The sequence below is a fragment of the Nitrospiria bacterium genome (assembly GCA_035498035.1).
Taxonomy (GTDB): Bacteria; Nitrospirota; Nitrospiria; order JACQBZ01; family JACQBZ01; genus JACQBZ01.
This window is the reverse complement of sequence record DATKAN010000034.1, coordinates 22,324-34,539: the sequence shown is the minus strand read 5'-3', so window position 1 is coordinate 34,539 and position 12,216 is coordinate 22,324. Positions and strand designations below refer to the sequence as shown.

Below are 12,216 nucleotides of genomic sequence, written 5' to 3'. Positions count from 1 at the left end.
GAGCCGATGAGCCGAATGCCCCATTCGTTCGATCCAAGAATGCCGTATCCGCCTTCCCGGGAAACTCCGCTGACCCGCTTCAAGCGTTTTCTGGTCGGCCATCCGCTCCGAAGCATCCATGCCAAAAGAGAACGCGTATCGGTTCTCGTGGGGCTGGGGGCCTTTGCGTCGGATGCGATCTCCTCGATCGCGTATGCGACGGAGGAGATGTTGCTGGTTCTTTTCGGAGTGGAGGCGGCCGCCGTGTCCTTCGGGGCGCCCATCGCGGTCGTGATCGCCCTCCTCCTCATGATCGTTCTCACCTCGTACTATCAGACCGTTCACGCCTATCCCGCGGGCGGCGGAGCTTACAACGTGGCCCGGGAGAACCTGGGGCTCCACCCCGCGCTGATCGCGGCCGCGGCCCTGGTCGTCGATTACGTCTTGACCGTGGCGGTGAGCGTGGCGGCGGGGGTGGCCGCGATCGTCTCGGCCTATCCGGGCCTATATGAACATCGCGTGACGATGGCGCTCGCATTCGTGTTGTTGATCACGCTCGGAAACCTGCGGGGCGTCCGGGAAGCGGGTGCCTATTTCTCGCTGCCGACCTACTTTTTCATCTTCAGCGTCGTTTGGGTCGTCGGAAGCGGCGTACTCGAGCTGATCCGGCACGGGCGGACCGTGACCGATCTCGTCGCCCCCGTCATTCCCTCCGAAGCGGCGTCGGCCGTGGGCTGGTGGGTGATTCTCCGGGCGTTCTCCTCCGGGAGCGTGGCGCTGACCGGGGTGGAAGCGATTGCGAACGCCGTTCCCGCTTTTCGTGATCCTCCGACCCGGAATGCCGGAAGAACCCTGATCCTGCTGGGGGCGACGCTGGGAACGCTGTTCCTGGGCGTCACCTTTCTGGCGCTCGACTACGGAATCCGTCCGCGTCCGGAGGAGACCGTTCTCTCCCAACTCAGCCGGGCGGTTCTCGGATCCCCCCTCGAGTACCATTTCGTCCAGGTGACGACCGCGATCATCCTGTTGCTCGCGGCCAATACCAGCTTCACCGGGTTTCCCCGCCTGGCCTCGTTGCTCGGCCAGGATCGCTTTCTGCCCCAGCAGCTGGCCCATCTGGGCGATCGCCTCGTTTTCTCCAACGGGATACTTCTTCTCGGAGGAATGGCGGCCGTGCTGCTGATTCTCTTTGGCGCCGACACCCACGCCCTGATTCCCCTGTATGCGGTGGGGGTGTTTCTCGCGTTCACGTTGTCGCAGCTGGGGATGCTGGTCCGGTGGTTTCGGCGTCGGGACCCGGGATGGCGATGGCGGGCCGCGGTCAACGGCTTCGGGGCGCTCGCGACCGGAACCGTCCTGATCGTGATCGCGATGACCAAGTTCATCCATGGGGCGTGGGTGGTGCTGGTGATCATTCCGGTGTTGGTCTCGATGTTTCGTCGCATTCGCTTCCACTATCAGCTGGTCGAGCGTCAGCTGAGCGTGCGCCCGACGGAGCCCCCTCGGCTTGTCGTTCATACCGTGCTGGTCCCCATTTCCGGGATCACGCAGCCGGTACTGACGGCCCTGGAATTTGCCCGATCCATCTCGACGAAGGTCCGGGCCGTCTATGTCAACACCGATGCGTCCGCGGTGGAACGGATGGAATCGATGTGGAAGCGCTGGAATCCGGGAATCGATCTGGTGATCCTCGACTCGCCGTATCGTTCGGTGACCGGTCCGTTGCTGGATTATATCGACCGGGTCCAAAAGGAGCAGGGCGACGGCTTCGTCTTCGTCGTTCTTCCCGAGTTTGTCCCTCGGCGGTGGTGGCATCACCTGCTCCACAACCAAACCGCGCTCCTGCTCAAGGGCGCGCTGCTGTTCCATAAGGACGTGGTGGTCACGAGCGTTCCGTACCACCTGAGCCGGTGATCCGCGGGACCGCTTTTAATCCGAGGCCTCCGTGCATTGACAGCGAGACCGCCGACCTGCTAACTTGAGAACAAAGAACGTCGAAGGGCCGGGAGGCCTGAAACACCCCCATGCCGAGCAAGATACCCGAGATGGATACCAAACGTTGGAAATTTTCAATCTGGTATATCGTGGTGGCCCTGTGGCTTCTGACCCTTTTTCAGCTCTTTGTGGCCCCCATTTTCAACCCGACCGAAATTTCCTACAGCGAGTTTAAGGACGCGGTGGCCGCCGGCAAGGTGGCCGAGGTCTCGATCGCCTCGGTCGTCATTCATGGCCAAATGAAACCCGAGGTCGGGGGGGAAGCCAAGGGCCGGGTCTTCGACACGGTGCGTGTCGAGGACCCCGAACTGGTCCGGGATCTTATGGCCGGCCATGTCAAGGTGGTCGGCGTGATCGAAAGCACCTTTTTGAAGCAGTTGCTGTCCTGGATCGTCCCGATCGCGCTTTTCTTCGGGGTCTGGCTCTTCCTCATGAGACGGCTGGGTCAGGGTCAGGGCGGATTTATGACGGTCGGTCAGAGCAAGGCCAAGATCTACATGGAAAAGGAGGTCAAGGTCACGTTCAACGATGTGGCCGGCGTGGACGAGGCCAAGATTGAATTGCAGGAGGTGATCGAGTTCCTAAAGACCCCCGAAAAATTCGGCCGCCTGGGCGGAAAGATTCCAAAAGGCATCCTGCTGGTGGGGCCTCCGGGAACCGGCAAGACGCTGCTGGCGCGCGCCGTGGCCGGTGAAGCCGGGGTGACTTTCTTTTCGATCAGCGGTTCGGAGTTTGTCGAATTGTTCGTGGGCGTCGGCGCCGCGCGCGTTCGGGATTTGTTTACGCAGGCCAAGGAGAAGGCCCCCTGCATCATTTTCATCGACGAGCTCGATGCGCTGGGCAAGGCCCGCGGGATCGGCCCCATGGCGCATGAGGAACGGGAGCAGACCTTGAACCAGCTTCTGTCCGAGATGGACGGGTTTGACCCTCGCGTGGGGGTCATTCTGATGGCCGCGACGAACCGGCCGGAGATCCTGGATCCGGCCCTGCTGCGCGCGGGTCGTTTCGACCGCCATGTATTGGTGGATCGGCCGGACAAGAACGGCCGATTGGCGATCCTAAAGATCCACGCGCGGAATGTCCCGCTGGAATCCGCCGCCGACCTTGAAGTGATTGCTTCCATGACCCCCGGATTCGTGGGGGCCGATCTGGCGAACATCGTCAACGAGGCGGCGCTCCTCGCGGTGAGGCGGAAAAAAGACACAGTGGGTCTTCCCGAGCTGCAGGAGGCGGTGGAGCGGGTCATCGCCGGGTTGGAGAAAAAGAACCGGGTCCTCAATAAAGCCGAACGAGAGCGGGTTGCGCATCACGAGGTGGGGCACGCCCTGGTGACGCTCTCGATCCCGGGGACGGATTCGGTCCAGAAGGTCTCGATCATCCCTCGCGGGATCGCCGCACTGGGATATACCCTCCAGCTGCCCACGGAGGAACGCTTTTTGATGACCAAATCGGAGCTGGAGAACAAGATCGCCGTGTTGCTGGGCGGCCGGATCGCCGAAGAAGTCGTCTACCATGAAGTTTCGACCGGGGCCCAGGACGATCTTCTCAAAGCCACCCAGATCGCCAAAAGCATGGTGAAGACCTACGGCATGAGCGAAAAATTGGGGCAGGTGACCTTCGACATGGAACGTCAGCCGCTTTTTCTCCAAACCGGGCAGCCTTCATTGCCGGGGGATTACAGCGATGAGACCTCGCGGGAAATCGATGACGAGATCCGCCGGATTATCGACGAGCAGTACGCCCGTGTCCGGAAGATTCTGGTGGAGCAGCAGGGTCTCCTGCGCCACGCGGCCTCGGTGCTGCTAGAAAAAGAAACGATCACCGGAGAAGAGTTGAGGGCGATCATCGCGCAATTCAAGGTCTCGCCGCGGACGCGTCCGCCGCACGACTAAATCCGCTCGAAGGTCCGGAAAGCCGGATTCTCTTTTGCTTGACCCGCCCGGTTGTTGTATACTGACTTCATGAACGATCCCCTTTCCCTCTACCTCCATTTTCCATACTGCTGGAGCAAGTGCCATTATTGCGCCTTCAACTCGATCCGCTACGACAAGCCACAGAGCCTTCGTTTTCTTACGGCCTTAAAAAAGGAGATCGCGCGGTACGGAGACCGGCCCGAAATTCGTGGACGCCGTATCGCCACTGTGTACATGGGGGGCGGGACGCCGTCCATATTTCATGCGGATCAGATCCTGGATGTCTTGGATCATGCACGCCGTCATTTTTATTTTGGAGGAGCCCTCGAAATGACCGTGGAGGCCAATCCCGGGACCGTCGATCGGGAAAAATTAACGGCCCTGAGGGCGGGAGGAGTCAACCGGCTGAGCCTCGGGGTGCAGTCCTTTCACGATCAGGAGCTGGCCTGGCTCGGGCGCGCGCACACCTCGCGTGTTGCGAGGGAGGCCTACGGAAGCGCGCGGGCGGCCGGATTCGAAAACGTGAATCTTGACTTTATGTATGCGCTTCCGGGCCAGCGTCTTGAAGATTGGAACCGGACCTTGGACGAGGCAATCGGCCTCGGCCCGGAGCACCTTTCAGCCTACGCCCTGACCATCGAGGAGGGGACACGGTTCGGTGCGGATTATGACCGCGGTCTTCTGGTGTTGCCCGACGAGGATCGGCAGATCCGCTTTGACGAGTGGACGCGGGCGAAGTTGGCCGGCGCGGGCTACCGTCACTACGAGGTATCGAACTACGCTCGGCCCGGTTATGCCTGTCGCCATAATCTGGGGTACTGGGGTCAGCAGGAGTACCTCGGCCTCGGTCCCGGCGCCCACTCCTACATGGGGGGGCGCCGTTTTTCCAAGCTGGAGAATATCGGCGACTACATTCGGGACATTGAGAAGGGCGGCGACGCGATCGAGGAATCCGAGTCGATCGGCCCGGACCTGGCGTTCCGGGAGGCGTTGATTTTCGGGCTGAGAAAAACGGACGGGATCCGTCTGGATGAGATCCGGAGACGGTATCCATCGACCGACTCCGGACGCCTTCAACAAACCCTGGAAAAATGGAGCCTGGACGAGTTGATAGTCCTGGATCCTCCGCGTGTCCGGCTTTCGTCCAAAGGCCTTCGTCTTTGGGACCGGATTGCCGAGGAGATCATCGCGGTTCGGTAGATCCGGTTTCGATAGTCTTCATCAGCCGTTCTTGATTTCCGCCGGCCGAGGGGTTACACTACTTCTCGTTCACTCATCATGAGATTACAGGGATGGAGCGTCGGACATTCCTCGTTCGCATAACGGGATCCATCATGGGTTTGATCGGGTCGATCCTTGCGATCCCTCTGGTCGGCTATGTGATCTCCCCGGCCTTTCACCGGCGGGTTCAGGGATGGGCCGAGGCCGGCAGCCCGGACGAGTTGGCGGTCGGGGTGCCACGGGAACTCTCCTATGTCGTGACGCTCGACGACGGATGGCTGAAGACCACCGCGACCAAATCGGTCTGGGCGGTGCGACAGCCCGACGGGGCGGTCACGGTTTTTTCCCCCCTTTGCACCCACCTCGGATGCGGGTACCATTGGGATACCGGCGATCAAACCTTCAAGTGTCCATGCCACGGAAGCATATTCGACGTGAACGGAAAAGTCATCGCCGGCCCGGCCCCGCGTCCTTTGGATCGCCTCCCCGTCAAGGTGGAGAACGACCGCCTGTTCGTCATCTATAAAGAATTCAAGGCCGGCACTCCCCAGCAAATCGAGTTGTGACGATGTTTCGAGCCGTCTATCAGTGGTTGGACCGGCGGCTGCGGCTCGGGCCCATCGGGGAAATGCTTCTCAACGAGCCGATACCCGGCGGGACCAGCTGGGTGTATGTCTTCGGAAGCGCCACCCTGTTTCTTTTCTCACTTCAACTCCTGACCGGGATGTTTCTGGCGATATATTATGCGCCGACCCCGGACCACGCCTACGACAGCATACAGTTCATCATGTCGTCGGTGACCTTCGGGGCTTTCGTGAGAGGACTGCATCATTGGGGAGCCAGCGCCATGGTCGTGGCGATCGGGCTCCACATGCTGCAGGTCTATCTGTACGGGGCCTACAAGCCTCCCCGGGAAGTGATGTGGATGGTCGGCGTCGTGTTGTTCCTTCTGACGCTTGCGTTCGCCTTCAGCGGCTACCTCCTGCCTTGGGATCAGAAGGCGTACTGGGCCACCCAGATCGGGATCAACATGGTCGGAACGGTGCCGTGGATCGGGGACGCCCTGGTTCGGATCATCCGGGGCGGGGATCACCTGGGCGCCCTCACCCTGACGCGTTTTTTTGCCCTGCACATCCTATTCCTGCCCCTCCTGACGCTCGGCCTGATTGCCCTTCACCTGTTTATTTTAAGACGGGTCGGTCCGGCCGGCATGTTCGAAGAGCGGAGGGCCGCCGCGAAGGGGGCCGCCGCCCGGACCGAACGGAGACGCCGCACCGCGGGTGAGCCGTTCTATCCGAGGCAGGTCTTCATGGATGCCGTCGTGATGGGCGGGGTCTTTCTGATCGTGGTGGCCCTGGCGATCTACCTGCCCTTTCCCTTGGCCGACAAGGCCAACCCGTCCGACACGAGCTTCAAGCCGATTCCGGAATGGTACTTTTTGTTCTACTATCAGGGGCTCAAATACGTTCACGGCCCGCTCGAGCCCCTGGCCACCTGGATTCTGCCCGCGATTTTTTACGGGATCCTGATGTTCCTGCCGTTCATCGATCGTAACCCGGCGCGCAATCCGGTTCGCCGGCTGACGGCGATACTCGTCGGAGTTTTATTCCTGGTCGGAGTGTTCGGCCTGATGACCGTTTCGCTGCAGGAAATCTACTCCCTCCCGATCACCGAACCCGCGGTGGTGAGAGGCCAGGAGCTGTACGCCAAACTGCAATGCGACGGCTGTCACCGCATTCACGGATCGGGGGGGGCGGTGGGGCCGGACCTCTCCTACGAGGGAAAAGCCCGGGACCGGGACTGGCTGACCCGTCATTTCAAGGATCCCCAAGCCGTGTCGCCGGGATCGATCATGCCGGCCTTTCCCTTGTCTCCGTCGGAACTTGACGATCTGACGCGATATATGCTGAGTCTCAAATAAACCGCGGGTCTCCCGCGAATCATTCGATGGAATATAAAGATTACTATAAGATCCTGGGCATCGCCAAGAATGCCTCCGAGTCCGAGATCAAGAAGGCCTACCGGAAGTTGGCCCGGGAATTCCATCCGGATCTTAACCCGGGAAACAAGTCCGCCGAGGAGCGCTTTAAAGAGATCAATGAGGCCTATGAAGTGCTCGGCGATTCCGAAAAGCGCCGGAAGTATGACGATCTCGGCTCAAACTGGGAGCAGATTCAACGGGACCGCGATTACGCGCGGCAATACGCGCGCCCCGGATACGAGTGGTCGACCGAGAATTTCGACCTCGGTGATTTCTTTACAACGTTTTTCGGAGACCGGATGGCCGGATTCGAGACCGGCCCGTTCGCCGCGGGTCCTCATCCGGGCGCGGATCTCCAATCGGAAATCGAATTGTCCCTGGAAGAACTCCATCGGGGCTCCCGTAAATTGTTGAATCTCTCCGTGGCCGAAACCTGCCCGACATGCCAGGGCCGCGGGATGATCATGACCTCTTCCTACAGCCAGGGGAAGCGGCAGGTCGTCACCTCCGCGCAGCCGTGCGGAACCTGCGGGGGACGGGGTCAGATCCGGACACAACGGGAGGTCCGCGTTAAAATTCCCAAGGGCGTTAAAGAAGGCTCGAAGATCCGACTCGCCGGCCTGGGGGATAAAGGAGCGCAGGGCGCCCCGGCGGGGGACCTGTACCTTGCGGTCAAGGTTCTTCCCCACCGTCTGTTCCGTCTCAACGGGTACGATCTGGAAGCCGACCTTCCCGTCTGGACGGATGAGGCGGCCCTGGGCGCCCAAATCAACGTTCCCACATTGGATCACAAGGTTCTTTTGAAAGTTCCTCCGGGCAGCCAATCGGGGCAGCGCCTTCGATTGAGGGAGAAAGGGCTGGCCAAGCCGCAGGGAGAGGGCATGGGCGATTTATACTACAAGCTACGCATCATGGTTCCGGATCGGTTGAGCCCCAAGGAGCGGGAGCTTTTCAACGAACTCCGACGGCTGAGGATCGAACGCGGGGAGGACAAAAAAATCCGGGACGGTCTGGAGTGAGCGATGCCGAAAACACGAAGGAAAAAGCCCCGAGCGGTTCAACGGTACGTGACGATCTCGACCGTCTGTGAGGTCTATCGCTTGCGGCCGCAGACCCTCCGGATCTATGAACGGCGTGGACTGATCCGTCATGAGGAGGGGATATTGGAGGACGGTCGTAAAACCGTATTGTACGGGGATCGCGACCTCCAGCGGATCCGAATGATCTGTTCGTTGACGCGGGACCTGGGGGTGAACCTGGCCGGCATCGAGGTGATCGTTCGACTCCTGGATCGGTTGGAAAAGGGGCCTTCCCCAATCGCGGAAGATTATTGATGACGGAAAAAATCCGGGCCGACTTTTTGTAAGAGACGCTCGAAGGCCCCGACCACGTCCGAATCGAACTGCTGGCCGGAATATTTCTTGAGCTCGCCGAGGAGTTTTGAAATGGGCTGGGCCTTTCGGTAGGGTCGATCGGAGGTCATGGCATCGATCGTATCCGCGACCATCAGGATCCGCGCCCCTAAGGAAATCTGCTCGCGCGTCAAACCGGTCGGATACCCTTTCCCGTTGCATTGTTCGTGATGGTGGAGAACAATCTTGAGGATATTCTCGGAGAGGCCCACCGGGTTTAGAATTTTAACGGCGTTGGCGGGATGAGCCTTCATTATCTCAAACTCTTCCTTGGTCAGGCGGTCTTTTTTCAAGAGGATATCTTCGCTGCTTCCGATCTTTCCGATGTCGTGCAGAATGCCCCCGATTTCGATCTCGTCGATTTCGTTCGCCGACAATCCCATTTCCCGGGCCAAGGCCGCGCCGTACCTTGAAACATTTTCGGAATGGCCCGAGGTGTAGGTGTCTTTTAACTCGATGGTGGCCACGAGCGACCGGATCGTCTTGACATAGCTTTGATGCAGGTCCTGGTAGAGCTGGGCGTTCTCGATCGCGGCCGAGGCTTGCCCGGCCAGGAGGGTCACCAGCTCCAGATCGCTTTCGGTAAACGGCGTGGAACCGGGACTGTTTTTCGAGATGTTCAGCACCCCGATCAAACGTTCGTGCGTCACGGGTGGACGGCTGAGGGATGACATCTTCGGATACCCCTTTCCGATGAGCGGGATCGAAACCGAAGAGAGAACCTCGGCGTCCTCCAGGACGTTCGCCAGGGTTGGGTTTTGCTGAACGCCTCCCTGGATAATGAGCGGTTTTCTTGTTTGGGCCACCACACCGGCCACGCCCTGGCCGAGCTTCTTCGTCATCTTGGAGGGAACGACCACGGAAAAACCGGAATAAGCCTTCAATTCCAGCTCCTGACGGGTTTCGTCAAACAACATGAGCGAGGCGCGCTCCGCCTTCGTTTCAAGCCGGGCACTCTGCGCGATTTCTTTAAATAGATGTTCCAGGTCGGTGGTCACCAGCCGTCGGTTGATCTCAAACAAAGGCATCAGGGATCGGAGGCGGATGTTCTCTTTGACCAGCCGATTCTTTTCCGTGGCGTGGCGAACGGCGGTGAGCAGCTCCTCCATCGTAAACGGTTTTATGACAAAGCCCAGGGTGCCGAGCTTGAGCGACTCGATCGCCATATTCACGGTGCCGTGGCCGGTGATCACGACAATCGCAATCCCCGGATCGTGCTTCTTGGCGGCATCGATCAATTCCAAGCCGCTCATCCCGCGCATCCGGATGTCGGTCAACAGGAGGTCAAACGGTTCATCATGGAAGTGTTGAAGCGCCTGCAGTCCGTTCGAAGCGGTTTTGACGTTGTACCCTTCTTTGTTCAAGAAACGGGTACAGAGCTCCACGATCGTCGGTTCGTCGTCTACAACCAGAACTTTTTCTTGCGGCATCGCTTGATCTTCTTTTAATGGTGTATCATGGCTTCTTCTTTAACCGGAAGTTTGACGACAAACGTCGCCCCGGCTCCCACCTCGCTGAAAACCGCAATCCGGCCCCCGTGTCTTTCGATAATACCATAGCTCACCGCCAATCCCAACCCGGTTCCCATTCCTTCCTTGGTGGTGAAAAACGGATCAAAAATCTTCGGAAGATGCTCTTTGTCAATGCCGATGCCCGTATCCTGGATCCGAATTTCGATCATCTTCCGGAAAAAAACGGGTTCATTTTCACCGAACCCCGGCTGAGTTGACGAACCGTCATAATTGTGGGCCAAGGTCGTCACGGTCAACGTTCCGCCTTTTGGCATGGCGTCGAAGGCGTTTTTCAAGAGATTGATAAAAACCTGTTTCATTTGGTCGCCGTCGATGATCAGCGTGGGAAGGTCGTGTCCGTACTCCTCTCTCAAAACGATATTCGAAATCTCGGCTTGGTGACGAAGCAGGTTCAATGTATTCTGAATCAGTTGATTGATGTCGATCAGCTCCTTCTTGATCCCCCGCTTGCGGGCAAAGTCGAGTAAATTTCTCACAATGTCCCGGGAACGCATCGCTTCGCTTTGAATGATCTTTAAATCCTTCTTGTGAGGATTCTGATCTTCCATGTCCTCCAGCATGAGCGCCGTAAAGCCCAAAATGCTGGTGAGGGGGTTGTTGATCTCATGCGCCACGTTGGTCGCGAGTTCTCCGATGGAGGCCAGCTTGGCGGATTGAATCAATTGCTGCGTCTGGCTCCCTTTCAGTTCTTCCATTTGTTGCTGGAGGGTTTTATACAGGCGGGCATTTTCGATGGTCACCCCCGCTTGCCGTGCGATGATCTCCAACAGTTTCAGGTCGGCCAGGAAAAAACTGTCTCCCGATCGTTTGTGGCCCAAAAGGATCAATCCGCTGAGCTGGTCTTTGGAGAAGATGGGCACCGATATGGCGACGTTAAGATCTTGCATGGCCGAGAGCAGGTTCACGCGCATCCCTTCCTCGAGCAATCCCATCGCCTGAGCGGTTTCCACCAACTCCTCCTGGAGAAGGGCCTCCCGTTTGGTGGGCATCTTGAGATAATGCATCGGCGAAATGGAGGCGTAATACTGGATCAGGGGATGGTTCCTATAAAGAGGGACCCGCGGCCCGGGGCCTTCCCGGTCGGTGCCGACCGACAATTCCTCCGCGTCCGTCAGGACCGCTAAAATGCCGTGATCCGTACGGAAGGCATGGCACAGCTGCTGAGCGATGCTTCTAAGAAGGCTGTCCAGATCTTTGACCGTGCTAAAGGTTTCGCTCAACTCACCCAGCAGTCGTTGGGCATCCAACTCCCCCCGGAAGAAGATTCTTTCGGTCGTTCTTTGGAATAATTTTTTCAGCGGTTCGAACCCCAATGCGATCAGGAGAGAGCCGATCACGAGGCTGGTCATGTAGCCCGTTTTGTCTTGAAAGAATCGCTGCGCGAGGAGGATCAGCATGGCGTAGAGCATCAACGTGCTGGCCAAGAGCAGCGAGTAGACGATCGTTCGACTCAGAATGAGGCGAATGTCCATCAAGCGATGTTTGATGATCGCATACGCGATGAAGCCGATCATGATGAGGGAAAAATGAGGACCCAGCCACATCAGGCTTGTATCCCCAGTCCAGGGCAGCCATAGATTGAAGTAGCTTCCGAACCCTGCCGCGATTCCGGTTCCTGCCACGACGTAGCGGATCTGCATCCTCTGGCGTCCTGACGACCCCCGATACCGACTCAAGAGATGGAGAAAGCCCCCTCCCATCAGGAGGGAAAATCCGATGGTATAGAATAGGTAGCTGGACTTGATAAAAACGACCTGTCTGTGATGATCCAGCTGTGTGAAGGATTGAATCAGGATGTTCGGCATGAGCAGGCCGGCGGAGACCAGAATCGGGAAGCCGATACTCAATATCTTGGCCGGCAGAGCCGGTAGAGGGGAAACGACCTCGTTGGGAAAAATCCTTGCAAATTGAAAAAAGAAGGTCGCGATGAAGGCTCCGGCCACGTAGGTGAAGTAAAACCAAAAGAGAGGGGACGGGTCGTCATTAAGGGTGAACATGCCATGGCCAAACGCCCAGGCGGCCACCGAAAGCACCGCGGCCGCGTATGAGCGGGTGATGGGGTTTTTGCCTCCTCGGCTGTAAACGATTAAGGAGAGGGCGAGATTTAGGGCGGCTGTTAAAAATAGGATTATGGTTTTCGTTTCCATATGTTTTCACCGTATAATTTGGAAGAACGAAAACAA

9 protein-coding genes are annotated in these 12,216 nt (G+C 58.4%); 7 read left to right on the top strand and 2 right to left on the bottom strand.

Going from position 1 to position 12,216, the window contains the following annotated elements; all coding sequences use genetic code 11:
- The first annotated feature begins 6 nt into the window (after positions 1-6).
- The 7 genes from VMN77_07070 to VMN77_07040 all read left to right on the top strand — a co-directional run bounded on the left by VMN77_07070 (position 7) and on the right by VMN77_07040 (position 8,423).
- Entirely contained in the window at positions 7-1,893 is a 1,887-nt protein-coding gene (locus tag VMN77_07070) for an APC family permease (protein ID HTN43544.1), read from the top strand.
- 110 nt (positions 1,894-2,003) lie between these two features.
- Positions 2,004-3,866 carry an ATP-dependent zinc metalloprotease FtsH gene (gene ftsH / locus VMN77_07065; protein HTN43543.1) on the top strand — a complete coding sequence of 621 codons (1,863 nt, stop codon included), beginning with the start codon at positions 2,004-2,006 and terminating at the stop codon, positions 3,864-3,866.
- A gap of 69 nt (positions 3,867-3,935) precedes the next feature.
- The gene (gene hemW, locus VMN77_07060; GenBank protein HTN43542.1) at positions 3,936-5,087 is read left to right on the top strand and encodes a radical SAM family heme chaperone HemW; all 1,152 of its coding nucleotides are present in this window, start codon (positions 3,936-3,938) and stop codon (positions 5,085-5,087) included.
- Positions 5,088-5,221: 134 nt separating this feature from the next.
- Complete coding sequence (locus VMN77_07055) at positions 5,222-5,674, top strand: Rieske 2Fe-2S domain-containing protein (protein ID HTN43541.1); 453 nt, start codon at positions 5,222-5,224, stop codon at positions 5,672-5,674.
- A gap of 2 nt (positions 5,675-5,676) precedes the next feature.
- On the top strand, positions 5,677-7,029 hold the full coding sequence (locus VMN77_07050; GenBank protein HTN43540.1) for a cytochrome b N-terminal domain-containing protein: 1,353 nt from the start codon (positions 5,677-5,679) through the stop codon (positions 7,027-7,029).
- Between the two features lie 26 nt (positions 7,030-7,055).
- A complete protein-coding gene (locus VMN77_07045; protein ID HTN43539.1) occupies positions 7,056-8,108 on the top strand; it encodes a J domain-containing protein in 1,053 nt (350 codons plus the stop codon).
- A 3-nt stretch (positions 8,109-8,111) separates the two neighbouring features.
- Positions 8,112-8,423, top strand: coding sequence for a MerR family transcriptional regulator (locus VMN77_07040; protein ID HTN43538.1), 312 nt, complete (start codon positions 8,112-8,114; stop codon positions 8,421-8,423).
- Here the strand turns inward: VMN77_07040 and VMN77_07035 are convergent.
- Positions 8,417-9,931 carry an HD domain-containing phosphohydrolase gene (locus VMN77_07035; GenBank protein ID HTN43537.1) on the bottom strand — a complete coding sequence of 505 codons (1,515 nt, stop codon included), beginning with the start codon at positions 9,929-9,931 and terminating at the stop codon, positions 8,417-8,419. The two genes, VMN77_07040 and VMN77_07035, sit on opposite strands and share 7 nt — an antisense overlap.
- Positions 9,932-9,945: 14 nt before the next feature.
- Positions 9,946-12,180: an ATP-binding protein gene (locus VMN77_07030; GenBank protein ID HTN43536.1), complete on the bottom strand. Its 2,235-nt coding sequence runs from the start codon at positions 12,178-12,180 to the stop codon at positions 9,946-9,948.
- Between the last annotated feature and the right edge of the window lie 36 nt (positions 12,181-12,216).